The organism is Lentibacillus daqui, from assembly GCF_027186265.1.
In the GTDB taxonomy this organism is placed as follows: Bacteria; Bacillota; Bacilli; order Bacillales; family Amphibacillaceae; genus Lentibacillus_C; species Lentibacillus_C daqui.
Genome location: NZ_CP114176.1, coordinates 253,654 through 271,006, shown reverse-complemented (window position 1 = coordinate 271,006; position 17,353 = coordinate 253,654). Strand labels below are relative to the sequence as shown.

At 38.5% G+C, this 17,353-nt stretch carries 14 protein-coding genes; 6 read left to right on the top strand and 8 right to left on the bottom strand.

Annotation, left to right across the window (positions count from 1 at the left end; translation table 11 throughout):
• Positions 1–138: 138 nt before the first annotated feature.
• Positions 139–1,788 (top strand): ABC1 kinase family protein, encoded by a 1,650-nt coding sequence (locus O2S85_RS01465; protein WP_269412425.1) that lies wholly within the window; start codon positions 139–141, stop codon positions 1,786–1,788.
• A 230-nt stretch (positions 1,789–2,018) separates the two neighbouring features.
• On the opposite strand, the gene O2S85_RS01460 is transcribed toward O2S85_RS01465, so the two are convergent.
• The 4 genes from O2S85_RS01460 to O2S85_RS01445 all read right to left on the bottom strand — a co-directional run bounded on the left by O2S85_RS01460 (position 2,019) and on the right by O2S85_RS01445 (position 6,539).
• Complete coding sequence (locus O2S85_RS01460; protein ID WP_269411010.1) at positions 2,019–2,993, bottom strand: LLM class flavin-dependent oxidoreductase; 975 nt, start codon at positions 2,991–2,993, stop codon at positions 2,019–2,021.
• A 343-nt stretch (positions 2,994–3,336) separates the two neighbouring features.
• Positions 3,337–4,314: an SDR family oxidoreductase gene (locus O2S85_RS01455; RefSeq protein WP_269412424.1), complete on the bottom strand. Its 978-nt coding sequence runs from the start codon at positions 4,312–4,314 to the stop codon at positions 3,337–3,339.
• A 152-nt stretch (positions 4,315–4,466) separates the two neighbouring features.
• On the bottom strand, positions 4,467–4,982 hold the full coding sequence (locus tag O2S85_RS01450) for a TetR/AcrR family transcriptional regulator (protein ID WP_269411009.1): 516 nt from the start codon (positions 4,980–4,982) through the stop codon (positions 4,467–4,469).
• 174 nt (positions 4,983–5,156) lie between these two features.
• Complete coding sequence (locus tag O2S85_RS01445; RefSeq protein WP_269411008.1) at positions 5,157–6,539, bottom strand: amino acid permease; 1,383 nt, start codon at positions 6,537–6,539, stop codon at positions 5,157–5,159.
• A gap of 351 nt (positions 6,540–6,890) precedes the next feature.
• Here O2S85_RS01445 and O2S85_RS01440 point away from each other — a divergent pair, with 351 nt between their 5' ends.
• Both O2S85_RS01440 and O2S85_RS01435 read left to right on the top strand, forming a co-directional pair.
• Positions 6,891–7,736, top strand: a complete 846-nt coding sequence (locus tag O2S85_RS01440; protein ID WP_269411007.1) for a YihY/virulence factor BrkB family protein — start codon at positions 6,891–6,893, stop codon at positions 7,734–7,736.
• 153 nt (positions 7,737–7,889) lie between these two features.
• Entirely contained in the window at positions 7,890–8,387 is a 498-nt protein-coding gene (locus tag O2S85_RS01435) for a hypothetical protein (protein ID WP_269411006.1), read from the top strand.
• Positions 8,388–8,614: 227 nt separating this feature from the next.
• Here O2S85_RS01435 and O2S85_RS01430 read toward each other — a convergent pair whose 3' ends face one another.
• The 3 genes from O2S85_RS01430 to pbp4 all read right to left on the bottom strand — a co-directional run bounded on the left by O2S85_RS01430 (position 8,615) and on the right by pbp4 (position 12,640).
• A complete protein-coding gene (locus O2S85_RS01430; protein WP_269412423.1) occupies positions 8,615–10,411 on the bottom strand; it encodes a BlaR1 family beta-lactam sensor/signal transducer in 1,797 nt (598 codons plus the stop codon).
• Entirely contained in the window at positions 10,411–10,800 is a 390-nt protein-coding gene (locus tag O2S85_RS01425) for a BlaI/MecI/CopY family transcriptional regulator (protein ID WP_269411005.1), read from the bottom strand. Before O2S85_RS01425 ends, O2S85_RS01430 begins: the two co-directional genes overlap by 1 nt.
• Before the next feature lie 223 nt (positions 10,801–11,023).
• Positions 11,024–12,640 carry a penicillin-binding protein PBP4(5) gene (gene pbp4 / locus O2S85_RS01420; RefSeq protein ID WP_269411004.1) on the bottom strand — a complete coding sequence of 539 codons (1,617 nt, stop codon included), beginning with the start codon at positions 12,638–12,640 and terminating at the stop codon, positions 11,024–11,026.
• Between the two features lie 166 nt (positions 12,641–12,806).
• Here pbp4 and O2S85_RS01415 point away from each other — a divergent pair, with 166 nt between their 5' ends.
• A complete protein-coding gene (locus tag O2S85_RS01415) occupies positions 12,807–14,168 on the top strand; it encodes an IS4 family transposase (RefSeq protein WP_269411003.1) in 1,362 nt (453 codons plus the stop codon).
• Here the strand turns inward: O2S85_RS01415 and O2S85_RS01410 are convergent.
• Positions 14,146–14,601, bottom strand: coding sequence for an NTF2-like N-terminal transpeptidase domain-containing protein (locus O2S85_RS01410; protein ID WP_269411002.1), 456 nt, complete (start codon positions 14,599–14,601; stop codon positions 14,146–14,148). The genes O2S85_RS01415 and O2S85_RS01410 overlap by 23 nt on opposite strands.
• A gap of 291 nt (positions 14,602–14,892) precedes the next feature.
• On the opposite strand from O2S85_RS01410, the gene O2S85_RS01405 reads away from it, so the two are divergent.
• Positions 14,893–15,396 (top strand): hypothetical protein, encoded by a 504-nt coding sequence (locus O2S85_RS01405; RefSeq protein WP_269411001.1) that lies wholly within the window; start codon positions 14,893–14,895, stop codon positions 15,394–15,396.
• A 187-nt stretch (positions 15,397–15,583) separates the two neighbouring features.
• A complete protein-coding gene (locus O2S85_RS01400) occupies positions 15,584–17,350 on the top strand; it encodes a pyruvate kinase (protein WP_269411000.1) in 1,767 nt (588 codons plus the stop codon).
• Positions 17,351–17,353 lie beyond the last annotated feature (3 nt).

Below are 17,353 nucleotides of genomic sequence, written 5' to 3'. Positions count from 1 at the left end.
CAAAATGAAACTAAGGAAAAATATACCGAACAAGCTGCTGGTTTTGGTATTAAATCATTAAGCTGCCAAACACAGCTCATAAAGAAAAACAACCCGGTAAAGGAGGAGATTCCCATTTTTGAACAACGTATCCGTCATATGCAACGCTACCGGGAAATAGTTGTCGCCTTTTCCAGGAATGGCTTCGGCTATATTGTGAAGGAATTAGGGCTGCATGAACTTATTCCTTTACCGAAGCGTTTCGCCGCCAAACGGCAAAAATATGACAAAACACTCGGGGAACGAATCCGCTCATTTTTGGAAGAGCTGGGACCAACATTTGTTAAAATGGGGCAATTTGCCAGTACAAGGCCAGACTTGCTCCCCGATGACATTATTCGGGAATTGGAAAAACTCCAGGATGAAGTACCACCATTTCCATTCGAGAATGTACAGGAACTTATCGAACAAGAATTAGGCATGCCATTGAACAAAATATTCCGGACATTCGATGAAACGCCGCTTGGTGCAGCATCGATTGGTCAAGTCCATCATGCTGTTCTTAAATCAGGGGAACAGGTTGCGGTCAAAGTCCAACGCCCCCAAATCGAAAAAGACATGAAAACCGATTTGGAAATACTGCGGAAACTGGCGGTGTTAGCAGAATTTCGACTGGAATGGGCTGCTCAATATCAAATTTCCGAGATCGTTGATGAATTTGCCAATGCAATTCTGGCTGAACTGGATTATAACGTAGAAGGACGAAACGCGGAAAAGATCACGAAACAATTTAGTGATCATCCGCATATTCAGATCCCGAAAGTCTACTGGAAATACTGCTCCAAGAAAGTGCTGACAATGGAATATATTGATGGGATTAAGTTGAACAAATTAGAGGAGCTTTCCGAAAAAGGATACAATAAGAGAATACTGGCAGAACGGGTGGCCAATGCCATCTTCCACCAAGTTTTTATGGAAGGATTTTTTCATGGTGACCCACACCCGGGGAATGTAGCTGTCCTACCTGATGAAACCATTGTTTTTATGGACTTTGGCATGGTCGGCCGGTTAACCCCGGAAATGAAAGCCAATTTTGCATCATTGGTTATTTCCATGATGCGTGATAATACAGACGGGGTGATTAAGGCGATTAGCCGCATGGGACTGGTTCCCGATGATGTCAACATCCAATTGTTACGGTCAGATGTTGATCAATTGCGGGTCAAATATTATGATATCCCGTTAAAAGAGGTAAGTATCGGGGAAGCGGTTAACGATTTGTTTGCCGTTGCACACCGGCATTACATCCAGATCCCTCCTGATCTCACATTACTTGGGAAAACCCTCCTTACCTTGGAAGCAATGGTAGAAAGACTGGATCCCGACATTAGTATTATGAAACTGGCTGAACCTTTTGGCCGTAAATTATTTAGAGAGCGTCTCAATCCGAAAAATTGGGTTGAAACTGCTTTTCACCAGTGGACGGAATACGGTGAGATTATTGCCGATATTCCCAAGAACATTCGGGAATTAACCTCAATGGTAAAAAAAGGAAAGTTACCAATCGAAATTTCTCTTGAAAAATCGGAAATATTTTTAAAGAAACTGGATCGCATCAGCAACCGGTTATCCTTTAGTATCGTCTTGCTTTCCTTCAGTATTATCATGGTCGGACTTATTGTCGGTTCGGCATTAAGCGGTCAATCCTCCATTCTTTGGAGGCTCCCGGCGATTGAAATTGGCTTTGTCGTGGCGATATTAATGTTTCTTTGGTTATTGTATTCGATTCTTAAATCAGGACGATTTTGACCTAAGAACCCTTTAAACAAAACAGGCTGCAAAACGCGTACCTGGGGCTTTGCTGCTTATTGTGTGGTTGAAACTTATACTTGAGCGTCTCAGCTGCTTTTTCGAGTGGTTGCACTCAAGGTTCGAGCGGTTTTGGGTTTTGCTTCCTGTTCGGGCGGTTGCACCCTTTGCTTGGGGGAACACCAAAATAAGCAGCAGGTCCTGTGTACTGGGGCTTTGCTGCTTATTTTTTATGCAAACAATTCCATCATTCGCTGATAAGAATGAATCTTTTCATCAAAACTGTAAATATTGGTCAGAATCAGCCAATCGTCACATTGATAACGTTCAGACAAGCGGAGTAATTCATTTTTCACTTTCTGAGGTCCTCCAATAATCATCCGTTCCCGGTTTTTATGCATCTGTTTTTGTTCATCCTTACTCCAGCTTTTTGTCTTTGTCTTGGCCTCGTCCACACTTGGCATCCTGCTGTCCAGACCTTTTTCGACCTGAAGTAGCCAAACATCCTGACTAATCGCAAGTTCCTCGGCATGTTCATCCGTTTCCCCGCAGATCACAAAAATTGCTGAGCGTTCCCGAGGTTGATCCAAATAACCCGGCCTGAAATATTCCCGATACGTTTCATGGGCCGCTTCTCCTCTGGCAGGATTGATAAAATGGCCGTACACATAGCCTATGCCCAGTTCAGCTGCAAGTTTTGCACTATTTTCTCCCAGCCCTAACGAATATAAACTTGGACCACTTTCCGTACGTGGTGCTGCCTGAACCTTTCCATCCCGATTCAAGAAGGTGATTAGATCCGTCAATTTTTCAGGATAGTCAGCCAACTGATTTGGTTTTCCATCTGCCAATAATGCCCGGATTGTTTCTCCACCACCAGGCGAACGTCCCACACCTGCCTCTATTCTTCCTGGGAAAAGCGCCTGTAACTGGGATAACTGGGCTGCTATTTTATACGCACTATACTGTGGCAACAAAATCCCGCCACTGCCAACCTTCATCCTGTTTGTTTTTGCAGCAACGGCCGCCATCATAATTTCCGGTGAACTTGATGCCAATCCTTTTGTAGCATGGTGTTCCGCAAACCAATATCGCTCATAACCGAATCGTTCGACCGCTTGCGCCATTTCAATGGTTCTTCGCGCTGTTTCCTCTGCACCTATGCCTTTAGGTTGTGCCATTTGATCCAAAATTCCCAGCTTCATTATTTGCTACTCCTTTCAAACCTAATTCATGGGAAATAAAAATAACCCCTCATGCACCATAGCCTGGCATTGAGGGATTACTAACCTTCTGTGCCTAACCCCTCTTGATGGGGTTGGTCTTATTGTAACCGCGCCATGCTGGAACATGGTGCGGTTTTTAATATTGTATGATCTTCTATATATAGAATACCACAAACATGGAATTTTGACACGTAAGGTGTAGAATGGGAATCTTTGGTCTATCAGTTATCTTTCCAGGTGTTTATGCTATAGCCTTACCGCTTACATTAGCATAACGTTATAAATCTGCCTAAACTGTTATAATACTCCGAACGGTCAAAGTCTAATTTTTTTCCCACATGTAATGTCGTAACGTTTCTTCAAGACCGTTTTTGAACGGAGTAGCCGAAATTTCCCCGATACGTTCCTCATATTTTTCACCATTCAACACAAACCCTTCTTTAGTTAGGTACATGATTTCAACAATTTCTCTCATAAACGGATCAAACAAACCAATGAAACGAATGACATTTTTATTTAAAGGGATAACCATTTTTCGATTACCGGTGACCTTGCGAGCTATTTGGACAATTTGTTTACCTGAAATCAATCCCGCACCAGGTATATTCCAGTTCTCTCCGTAAGCATCATCCTTTTCCGCTATATTCACAATCATCTTCGCGGCATCTGGTAAATAGACATATTCCTGAGGTGTCTTCAAATTTCCAATAAAAAAAGAAGTCTTTTGAGCAGCCATTCCTTCTAATGTAGGCTGCAAATAAGAGTTTTGTGAGGTTGGACCATAATAATCCGGAAGCCGAACAATTAAAGCTTTTACATTTTCCCATTTGTTACTGAATATTAAATGCTCGAATGCAACCCTTATCTTCCCCTTTTTTGTATGTGGATGTTGTGGATGATTTTCATCACCCTTGGCGACTTGATGTCCATATACATAAATGCCATCAACAATGACAATCTTCTTCCGCATAATATCCGCTGCTTTCATCACACTTTCCCCAAGCAGGTGAAGTTTTTCCTCCATCTCTTGATATTGAACATTTGCACATTGGAATATAACATCCGCATCTTTTGCCGCATCGATAATTGTTTGGTAATCAAATATATCACCCAACTTATATGACAATCCCTGTTTAAAATCGTGTTTTTTTGCTAATGCTTTCAATTTATTTTCGGAACGTCCGAAAGCAATGACTTCTATTCCTCTATCCAATAGTTCTGAAACAATGACCTGTCCTGTTCCACCAGTTGCTCCTAATACAATTGCAGTTTTCATTTTGCTCTGCTCCTTTTTATTTATTGATTGATCAATCAATTAACGTTAGAAAATATGAAACATAACATTTCAAACTTCTTTTATGCATAAGTTTGGTTCACTCTTCTAACACAATTAGTTATTGATCAATCACTAAATTGAATTTAAAAAATAAATAATCAACTTGACTCGATTATTTATTTCGTTTGATCAATAAGCTCGGGAAGATCTAAGAAATAAGAAATATTACATAACATCCCTCTTGCTTGAAATGTAGTAGCTTCTCTTTCAGCATTCTTTATCCCCGCTGATTTAAACCTTTCCAAGGTGTAGCTTCTAATACGAGACAATCCCTCTTTCATCGAATTTCGTATGGCTTCTTCCGTTACGGAAATTCCTATCACCTGCAAGGAAATTTCATTCGGATGTAATACAGACAACGCTTCATAGGCTTCAATCATTTTGGTAACCAATTGGTCCGAGTTAGCCTCCACACTTTTAAAGGTTTGAAGGATTCTTTCAAATGATCGGTCTAAAGCCGCGACAAACAATTCTTCCTTTGTTTTAAAAAATCTAAAGACATATGGTTGAGATATGCCTGCTTTTTCTGCAATAAGCGCGGTCGTTGTATTATAATAACCCCGTTTCGCAAATACTTCTAACCCCGCCTCCAGAATCTCTTCCTTCCGATTCGCCTTTTTCGGTCTAACCATTGCAAAACCCCTGCCCACAGTTTATTATTGATTGATCAATTACATAATAACCCACTTTGTCACCTCATGCAAGCGTAATGTCTCAAACCTCTTTGGAGTGCGGAAACGTCCCACTTAGAACGAAAAAAATAACCTGTTTAGGATATGCTTTCCCCAAACAGGCTATTTTTACAATTAATATTCCGATTTATGCTTATCCTGTTTATTTCTTATCATTTGATAAGCAATGACAAGGATTAGAAACCAAACTGGTGTGACAAATAGTGCAACCCTCGTATCAGCAGCAAAACCTAAAATCACAATCACGAATATGAAAAAGGCGAGCACCAGCCAGTTCATAAATGGAGCAAACGGCATGCGGAAAGGATTTTTTTTCGCCGCTTCCGGCATCGTTTTCCGGAAGCGAATATGTGCATACAGGATAATGCCCCAAACCCAGATAAAACAAATGGTTGCAATACTGGTAACTAGTGTGAACACCTGATCCGGGAGAAGATAGTTAAGCAACACTCCGATCAGTAACACAAGCGTTGAAAAAATCAATGCAGGCGCTGGAACATTCTGTTTGCTTAAAGAACCCAATTTTCTTGGCGCATGTCCCTCTTTGGCCAGCGTATAAACCATTCGACTTGTACTAAAGATCCCACTGTTACAGGATGACGCCGCTGCGGTTAAAACAACAAAGTTAATAATTCCCGCGGCAACCGGAATACCAATTAATGCAAAAACCTTTACAAATGGGCTTTCTGCCGGATTGATTCCATTCCAAGGGTAAATGGACATAATTACAAACAAGGCCCCAATATAAAAGATTAGTATCCGAATCGGAATATTATTAATCGCCTTTGGTATCGTTTTATTTGGATCAACCGTTTCAGCTGCCGTAATACCAACAAGTTCGATCCCTACAAAGGAAAAAACAGCCATTTGAAAGGAAAGTAGAAAACCTGAAGCACCATTTGGAAAGAAACCCCCGTATGTCCACAGGTTTGAGAAAGACGCCTCCGCATCACTTCCCTTAAAGCTCATCAAAACAAGCACAATACCAATTACAATCAAGGCGATGATCGTAATAATTTTGATAAGTGCAAACCAAAATTCAATTTCTCCAAATGCCTTTACTGCGGTCATGTTAATTAAAAACAAAATAAGAACACAGGCAAGTGCCGGGACCCATTGCGGTACATCCGGCAACCAGTATCGTATATAAACCCCAACAGCAGTAATTTCGGCAATACCCGTCGCTATCCAACAAAACCAATATGTCCAGCCAGTAATAAATCCTGCCCAAGAACCTATGAATGTCTCGGCAAATTCGGCAAAAGAACCGGCATCAGGCTTATAAAGCAACAACTCACCCAGAGCACGCATCATAAAAAACAGCGCGATGCCAATGATCAAATATACGAGCATAATCGACGGACCAGCCAGATGTATCGACTTCCCGGCACCAAGAAACAAACCAGTTCCAATTGCCCCGCCAATCGCAATCAGCTGAATATGGCGGTTCTTCAGTCCTCTTTCCAGTTGTCTTTCATTTGCTGTTTCACTTGACATATGTATTACCCCCTCTTTTTAGCAAAAACGTTATGTTGTTTGGTTACGAAATAGCCTAGGTTGGAGTAATCTGTTATTTCATAATTACAGTAATAAAACGACGAATAATATAATTATAATCGAAAATTCGACAACATTAAACCTTTTTTTACATTTATTCAAAAATGTTCCTGTATACCTATCCCCCGATTTAATGCAAAGATCCGCTGATGATGTGCTAAACCGTCTATTAATTCCAATATCATCTCCCTTCTTTTTTCGTCATGTCTCTGTAATGGATAAAAAGGCTTTTTTATTCATAGTAATAAGCTATATGAACACGCTGTCGATGGACAAGGGGGAAACTTACCAGTGAATTTTATAACAAACACCGTACGAATCATTATCCGTTTTTTCTCGGAGCGATTCTATGACCAATCCGCACAAATGGCTTATTACTTTATGTTATCCTTGTTCCCTTTTCTTATTTTCGTTTTCAGCCTTATCGGATTTCTCCGGGTTGACCCAGATACTATTCTGGAAATGGTTGAACCGTTTGCACCCCAAGCAACTTACAATGTGATACGCAATACTTTGGAAAGTATCTTAGCCAAAGGACAGGGCCAATGGTTATCCTTTAGTCTGATTGCTGCATTTTGGCTGGCATCGATGGCTATTCAATCACTTGTACGATCATTAAACAAAGCATATAAAATCAGACGGAATCAGTCATTCTTTATGCAGGGAATTATGACCGATTTGCTAATCACCTTTGGCTTTATGATTGTTTTGTCCCTGTCACTAGTTATCCCGATTGTGGAGAATATTGTCCGCAATTTTGTGCTGACAAAGGTTACGGTCGAGGCACTATGGTACCGTTTATGGTTTTTTACAAAATGGGGGCTTGGTACCCTATTCCTTTTATTCTTCTTTACTATCTTATATAAAGTAATACCCAGCATTCACTTGCCATGGAAAAAGGTTTTTCCGGGAGCAATATTTGCAACAATCGGCTGGCAAGTTGTATCCATTGGCTTTGCAAAATATGTTGGAGTAAGTAATTACACGGAATTATACGGACAACTTGGAAGCATCATCGTTTTAATGATATGGTTTTATCTAACTGCGGTTGTGCTGTTAATAGGCGGGTTGATTAATGCATCGGTTTTTAACAATAAAGATGCTACCCGGAAGAGATACACAAAAAGTGACCATTAATTTCTTATCCCTTGTCATCGGTTAAAAGTAAAAGCAACCACTTCCATGGGTGTCCGCTAATTTCTTCTCAAATTTTATCACCATCTAATGTTGTCTTTATCTTAAGACCTCTAGTATACTATACATTTGAAATAAAAAAGAAAAGGTGAGTGAATGATGAAGAGATTAATCATCGCTTGTATTGCACTACTTGTACTTTCAGCATGTGGTGCCGGTAACGATGACACAACAGGGAAGGAAGAAGCAAACAGTAATACAAGCAGTAGTACAGAACAGGATAAAACTGGCAACTCAGAGGAGAATCATGCTGATGAAGATGATGTATCTGATGAAGAGGACACAAATAAAGATGACGAATCCGATGTTAATTCAAACAAGGATAATTCATCTCAGGACAAAGCTAACAACGATGCATCCAATCAAGCTGATGATAGTGATAAAAAGTTAGCGGAATATCCAATTTTTGAAGATAAAGTGGATATGACAGCATATACAATTGATATAAAAGAAGATAACCCACATAAACGAATTGTGCTTTTAAAAGATAAAGACGGAGAAGCCAAATACAAGAGTGTCTTTATCAAAAAGCCAAGCAGAATGAAACTCATTCAATTCGGCCACGGTGTATTGTTTGATGAGGTGATTGACTAAGCAGCGAATTTGCAAGGGATTTGCCTTTTGTCGGAGTGATTCTAAAACTACTATTGGAATAAATACAAAGCAGGCAATCGCTTATGGATAACAGGCACCTGTTCACAGAATTATCGTAAATATTAGCGATAACTTTGTGAACAGGTCGCCTTTTTTAAATATATGCTTTAACAATGGTGAACAAGGATAATAACCACAAAAAACCCGCACCCTTTAGAAGTCTGCTATTAATAGATATTCTTGTCACGTAAAATCATATCTGCAATCTCTGCAGCCTTGTCTCCACTTGCCCGTCCATTTTCATCTTGAATATTGACTGCAAAATAATACGTATGACCAGCCTTCGTAACAAAGCCAACAAACCAACCATTCACATCTTTTCCATCTACCGTACCTGTGCCAGTTTTTCCATATAATTGCCGATCGTTTTGCTCGCCAATTAAAAGTGCCTTTCTGATCGCTTGAATATTCTTCTCCTTAAAACCAAATTTATTTTCTTCCAACGCATATAATAGTTGCACTTGCTCAATTGGTGAAATTTTCAATGAGGATTCCATCCAATAACGATCCAAATTTCCCGAAAGATCCTCATTGCCATATTTTATTTTGTGAAAATAATTGTTTAGTTGTTTTCTGCCTACCTCTTGATCGATATGTTGAAAATACCAATTTACGGAGTTACCCAATGCGGTAGATAAATTTTGATTTTTGTTCCATTCTTGATAAGGATGAATCTGTCCATCCCACATTTGTTCACTATTATTCGCGGAAATAACATTTGATTCTAAGCCAAATAATGCGGAATAAATTTTATATGTGCTATCAGGAGAAACCCGCTGCCTGCTCATTTTTGAATTATAAATCTGATATTGTTTTTTCGATGCGTCATACAAAACAAAGCTGCCATTATAGCCATCAAAATAGGAACTTAAATCCTCGTATACTGTATTCTTCCCGTTAAAATCAAATACATCATCTGTACTAGCGATAACAGCAGTAAATGGAGTAAGCAATAACACAAAAACCCCTAGAACCGCACAGATGATTTTTCCTTTCCACTTCAATAACGGTGAATCTCTGTGAAAGTTAGCAATGTTTTGCACCCTCTGCTTTATTTGTTGTTTTGTTCCCCCTATTCCTGGGGCAAGCCGTCCGTACGAGCGTTCAGCACTTTTATCTGCAAAATGAATGATGGTATGCCCATATTCGATGTATTCCCTCTCGTCCAGCAGATTCAGAACACCAGCATCACAAGCAAGTTCCCGATCCTTTTGCATCCTTTTTAAGGCGAGCCATACAAATGGGTTAAACCAATAAATCGCTTGAACTAGCAGCATGACATAGTTAACGAAGACATCTTTACTTTTTTGGTGATACAACTCGTGTAAAAAAACGTATTTTAATTCAGCTAATGAAAATGTTTCTCGTGTCTTTTTTGGTAAAATGATATGTGGTTGTAAAATCCCCAGTGTGATCGGCGAAGTAACATTATCGGTTTCTGTTAACCTGATTTTTCTCTTCACTCCAACAACCTCTTTGCACGCTGCTAACATTTCATTTATTTTTCGATTTGGAATAGTAGTAGCTGATTTTTTTATTTGATGAATTTGATAGAGTGAGCAAATTGCCAAACCAATGAACATAGCTATTCCAATAACCCAAACCGTAATGAATGTATGATAGATAACATCCGGCGTTGACTTATTCACAGATACGGTAAAGTCATGCAATAGATCTGTATTTGAGGCAGCAGAATGATCTAATCTACTTATACTTTCACCTCTAAAAGTTGAGTATTTTCCAGTGGAGAGTAGGCTTTTAAGATATTGAGGTACCTCTCCAAGCCGGAAAATATTCCAAGGAAAAAAGGAAGTAACAAGGGACAATAAGAGAAAATACCAGATCTTATAATGTGTTCGAACTGACATATGTTTATACAATACTTTTTTCGTTATAAGAATGGCCAAAATCAAGAGGGATACCACTAGTGTACTTAACAAAAAACGGAGTATAAGGGTATCCATCATTTTTCCCCATCCTTCGTATCCCGCTTGGACAATATTTCCCTTAGTTCAGAAATATCCTCTTTTGACAACTGATCGTTTTCAATAAAATTTAATACCATGGAATTTAATGTGCCACCGAAAAACTTTTTAAGAAATGATTTACTTTTTTGTTCTACATACTCATGCTCTTGAACTAGTGATGTGTATACAAGTGCTCTTCCTTGTTTTGTTGTTTGCAAAGCTTTTTTCTTTACCAGTCTGGCAAGCATGGTTTGAATCGTATTCGGTTTCCAGTCAATTTCTTTTGATACCTTCTCCACTACTTCCGGCGTAGAAATCGGCTCATATTTCCAAACGACTTTCATCACTTCATATTCTGACTCTGATATTTGCGGAATTTCCTTCATGATGTCCCTCCCACTCTTACATCTGTAGTATTTATTATAGCAAGAAGGATCAATTTTTTAAAGCACATATCCATCTGTCAAGAGCGTGGCTATCACGGCTCATTAGAAAAGAAAAATATGAGGAATCAACCGTGAGCTTAGCTGTCACGGCTGATTGGTAAGGAACGGAAAAAACTATTAAATGAAAAATAAAGCGCCTACCCTCCAACTGGATATGTCGTAATCAATGCCCTTGGAAGTACTCATACAATTCATCTATGAACGATTTATTTAATTGAGTTGCTGAACTGCCAGCTTGATAATTTTCGACAAGTGATAGAAGAAGAAAATCATCATGATCCGTATCAAGAGCGAGTAGAAAGCTATTTTCATTCCCTTTTTTGCCTTGTTTCATTTTTAATTCCGCTGTACCCGTTTTGGCAGCTAACTGATGTTGTTGGTTGTACAGAGAATGGGCCGTTCCATTCGGATCACTTACCACCTCTGACAAATAGTTTTTTATTTTATTTGCTGTTGAACCAGTTATTGCCAATTTGGTTTTCCGTTCGCTTTTATTGTCCAGCAATTTGGGATAAACTATTTTTCCTTCGTTTTGAAAAACAGAATATATGGTTGCTTGTTGAATAGGAGAAATCGACAGTTCACCTTGTCCATAAGCGGTATCTGCCAGCAGGATTTCCGAACCAAATGTCGATTCATTAGAAATTTGCGCGGGACTCATGGCTATAGGTAAATCTAATTCCTCCCCAAAGATAAACTTATCTAAGCCATTTCTAAACGTTTTCTCTCCCATTTCCAAAGCTTCTTGCGCAAAATAAATATTATCGGAATAAATAAGCGCTTTACGCATATCTACATTTTGCACATTGGAAACACGGGTAACGGAATAACCTCCCCATGATTTGTTCTTTTGCCAACTTAAGCCATTTATTTTTCTAACCTTATTCGGATATGTCACTTTAGCATCCAGACCAATACTGGCAGTGATTGTTTTAAATGTCGATCCAGGTGCATAACCTGCAGCAAATCTTGAAATAAACGGCTTGTCTTTATCATTGGCGTATTTATCATATTCTTGTTGGGATACGCCCTGAACCATTTTATTTGGATCATAGGCAGGAGAACTGACCAGAGCATACAGACCTCCTTCTTTCGGATTCATTACGACGGTAGAACCGGCTTTTCCCTTTAGATGTTTAAACGCCTTCTTTTGGATATACCTATCTATTGTTAGCTGAACATCTTTCCCGTCTTCTTTTTCTACCTTTTGAATTTCCTTTTTTTCATTCCCTTGCTCATCGACAATAAGTATTTCTCCTCCGCTTTTACCGCGTAACTTCTTATCAAAAGCTTTTTCCAGTCCGGATTTTCCAATCATGTCCCCTTCAGCCAATGTTGGGTTTTTATCCAAGTCTTCCTTGGTTACTTTTCCTACATATCCAATTAAATTAGCCGCTGCTTCCTTCAAAGGATAATAGCGCTGCTTTGTATTTTGATAGGAAACTCCGGGCACTTTTTCTGCTTGGTCGGATTCAATTATTTTAAGAGGAATGAATAAATCATCCTTCACCCAGCTTTGATCTAATTTCTCATTTATCTCATCTATTGATATATCAAAAGTTTGACTAATTTCTTGCAGACGATTTTCTCTTTCATTGCCTTGAGATAAATCTTTCGGTACGATTCCAACCCATTTAAAATCTTGGTTTATTGCCAATCCATGGCCATGATGGTCTTTAATCTCCCCTCGTTCCGGTTTCCAATCATGAAAGGCCACTTTATCTTTACCTTCCATCCCAGGGAAGATTAACGATGGCTCCCATTTCACTAAATAACTCAACTTTCGCAGAGTAAAAATGACATCTAACCTTTATCTGGTAAAGTACTTTTGGAAATTCATTATGGACCTTGACATCTGCCTACTATAAAAAAGAAAAACACCTCCACTTTTGGTATAGTTTAATTGTCTAGAAAAAAACTCCCAAATAGAAGAGGTGCCTCCTACTATGATAGCGAATAATGACCAAAATAATCAAATGCCAACCGAATTAAAATCTGGTTTTAATGAATTAGAGATGCTTAAACATTTGCGGAAAGCCGGTATCACCAAAGGATTTGGGTTTTCTTGTGCTTATTTATTTCAGCTCCTATTTTGTTTGATTTTCGAACAGAAAAATTGGTTTCGATTGCTTGAAAGCAAAAAATCAGAAAGTCTGCCAGGGAAAGACACCATCTATCGCTTTTTAAACTATTCCAAGTATAATTGGCGCCGTTTTTTACTTTCACTAAGTGCTTCAACCATTTCTAAAGTAAGTCGGTTGACCAAAAATGATCGTCCAAAAGTGTTAATCGTTGATGACTCTGCCTATGAACGGAACCGGAGTAAGAAAGTAGAATTACTGGCTCGCTGTTTTGATCACGCATCTCAAAAAATGCGTTTTTACAAAGGTTTTCGTATGCTTACGCTTGGTTGGTCGGATGGTGCCACTTTCATGCCAGTCGACTTCTCCTTATTAAGCTCAAAGAAGTCAAAAATCAATGATATTTCGAATAAAGTAGACAAACGCACTTCTGGTTATAAAAGACGGGAAGAAGCCCTACAAACAGCTCCAGAACAACTACCATCTATGATTTCACGGGCACTTTCTGCAGGAATAGACGCATCTTATGTGTTAATGGATAGTTGGTTTACCCAGCAGCCACTGATTCAATCGATTGTGGAACAAGGTATAGACGTGATTGGTATGGTGAAAGCTACCAATCAACGTTATTTAGTTGATGAAAAACGGGTTAATTTAAAAGAACTTTATCGTCTAGCGAAACCAGCATCGGGAAACAAAAGTATCTTGCGCTCTATTCATACAACGATGGCAAACGGAGTACCAGTAAAAGTTGTATTCGTTCGAAATCGCAATAAAAGAAGTGAATGGTTAGCTATCTTAAGTACGGATTGTACGTTAACAGAAACAGAGATTATTCGAATTTACGGAATGCGCTGGGACATTGAAGTCTTTTTCAAGGCGACAAAATCTCTGTTGAAATTACAAAAGGAATTTCAAGGTAGATCCTATGATTCACTAATCAGCCACACGACGATTGTCTTTTCAAGATATATCCTTTTGTCTTGGCAAAACCGCTGTAGTACAGATGACCGCACACTTGGCGGGATGTTTTATGAACTTTGTGACGAAGTAAATGAACTGGATTGGGCAGTTGCATTACAACAACTAATCGAGCTTCTTGAAGATGCTTTGAATAAAACGAACAAGAAATTCAAAAAGTTAATCAAAAGTCAACTACAGTATTGGTTTGCGGGATTACCTAACTATATCAAGGTATACCTGCCTAGTTTGGGCTGCGAAAGTTGAGTAAATAATTACCATCCGTTTTAATAATTTTTGCATGATATTTCACATTCTTTATTGTTCCCAAAGGGGTTGTCAAGCTTAATTGATAAGAGAGCTCTTGTTCATGGTTGTTTATTTTTTCTAATTTAATTTTGGAAGCATGTATTTGATTAATATTGATTCCGTTAAATATGTCTTTATATTTGTCTATTACTTCATCCAAGGTATAATCCAATGCAGTATATGATTTTTCTTCAAGTACACCACCTAATTTATCATAGTTTTTGTTCTCCAATATTTGAATAAATATATCTGCCACTTCCTGAACTTGGTTGCTATCATTTTTATGTAATAATTGAAATAGGCCAAAGCCGCCTATCCCTGTTAAAACAATAATGGCTACAATAATAAAGGGGTTAATTCTCTTCTTTTTGTCTTCGATTCTGCTTCTCAAACGCTTCACCTCATTTTTCCTTTATCTCAATTATTACAAGTGTAGTATTTTGTGTTAACTACATGTGTAGTAATTGAGATAATTATAGCATATGTTTTTCAAATAGCAAATCAAACAATAAGGTTAAACCAAATCCATGAGAATTTCCCAGTACGCTTTACATACCCATTTTGTGAAAATTGTCGATAATTGCAAAACGATTAATAGAGGAATTTTGCTTACATTGTAGAAAACAATAGTATAAGGATAATCCGTTTAAAACCAAAACAACAACTTAGGAAGGTGAATCGTATGTTTAAGGAGATTCTCTTAAAGTGGATGCCACGCAATGACCAAAGTGCCTCGGAAAAAAAGCTGACTAGGGTGATGAAGCATTTAAAAATTGAAGATTATAATTTCAACTGGGATCGTACCAGCTGCGTCATTGAATTTCGTTTCCAGGGGAATTCCTACAGACTGGAACACACGCTGGAAAAAGCTAAAAAAAAGGGGATTCTTTTAAAGAACGGACTGGATTGTTTAACGGAATTGACAGATTCCCTTGAAGATCTATGCAGAATCAACAACAGAGGCACTAATAAATTTGAAACATGGATATCAGGCATGAGACAGTCAACCCCGGGGCAGGAGATACCTGAATTTGAAGAAGAATTTCAAATCAGATATAAGTCATCGGGGAAGAAGAACTATTCAGAGTATAACGATGAGGAATATTCACCGAGGAGGGATATGGATCAACGCTATCAAAACCGGATGAACCAGCGGTCTTCGCGTCAATTTGATCCTTTAATTTAATGAACGCACAAAAAGCTAATAAACAAAAATCCATTTTGAAAAAAGTTTGTTCAAAATGGATTTTTGTTTTTTGCAATGTTCATGGTGATATTTATGTTGTGCGATGAATAACTTAATAATTAGGTATGTAACGGATAAAGTAAATTTGTCACGCATTTTCACTTTATAGGGGTGATCGATGTTGTCAATGAATCCCACAGCAAAAAAGCTTTTGCAACTATACGAGCAAATTCTTCTAAAGCAATCCAGCGTATCCAATTACCCGACTCCTCATCAGCGGTTCAGTGCCAAAAACTTGATTGCTTTCATCGAACTTCAAAATAACGTGGAACCATTCATGCTGGATTATTTAAGAGCCAATGGATTAGTGCTAACTTATACCGATCATATACGCGAAGGATTACATAAAACCTGTATGAATCTGGGAATTGGTGCGAAACTCCGACCAGCTCCCATGAACCAATATCATGAAGCGATCAAACGGAAAAATTCCATATTAAATACTCGCCAAAGTGATACACCTGAAGTGATGGTAACACTGGATCTAAATACCCCGGAAGAATCAATAAAGGATTTTTTGTCCCGGGGTATGACAATTGCCAGAATTAATTGCGCCTATGGTACCTGGGAAGAATGGCAAAGGTTGGTACAATCTATTCGATGGATGGAAGAACAATTACAAGCAAATGGAACCACTATCCCCCCTTGCAAAATCTATATGGATTTGTCGGGTCCAAAAATAAGGGTTGGTAAAATACAACGAACCACATATCCTTTAAAAATAAAAGTGAATAAAGACCGCTATGGAGCTCCATTAAATGTTAAAACGGGAATTCTTGTAACACGAGAAGACTTTAAAGATTTAAAACAAAACGGGTTTGATTTTATTATTCCATTAATTGTAAAAGAAAATTCGCCATTATTTTTGGTGGGAGACACACTTCAATTCAGGGATGCCCGTATGAAAAAAAGAAAGTTCACTGTTTCAGGCATCCATCCCAATGGTTATATCGTTACCATCAGCAAAACCTGTTATATCGGGGAAGGAACTGCATTATGTCACGCACCTTCCCACAATGTTTATCATATAGGGAAACTGGCAAGCAGCCCTGTTGATATTTTCGTTAAAAACGGTGACCGATTAAAAATACATTTATCTAATTATATGGAGGGGCAAGCAGCCACTATTAACAACCCAGCTGAAATATCCATTACCCTTCCTGATGCATTTGCCAATGTCAAAGTCGGAGAAAGTATTTATATTGATGACGGGAAAATACATGGAATCATTGAACACGTAGATGTTAACTTTATTATCGCAAAAGTTATCTATCCTGATACGCCAAAAAAAATAAAAGAAGATAAAGGGATTAACTTACCGGAAACCGCAATGAAATTACCCGCTTTTACCAGCAAGGATATGTACGATTTGCAATTTATTCACAAGTATGCTGATCTTTTGGGGGCATCCTTTGTCCATACTGCAGATGATCTCGCTTATTTACGGCTGATGATCCCAAAAAATAAAATAGCCAACTTGACAATTGTAGCTAAAATTGAAACAAGAGATGCTGTGAATAACTTCTCAAAGATATTATTGGAAGGGTTACATTTCCCAAAGTTTGCGGTCATGATAGCCAGAGGGGATTTGGCTAATGAAGTCGGGTTTGAAAAGTTATCTATCATTCAACATGAAATGCTGGCAATGTGTCAGGCAGCTCATGTCCCCGTAATTCTAGCTACACAAGTATTAGATACACTTGCAAAAAAAGGTGTGCCAGCACGGTCGGAATTAGCGGACGTGATGTTTGGCAGTTCATTTGATTGCATTATGCTCAATAAAGGACCCTATGCCGGAAAAGCTGTTGATTTCTTAAAGGAAACACTTCAGTTAATCGTCAAAACCCATCGTTATAACTACAAGTTTGTTCGTCGATCAAAACGGAGAGAATAATAG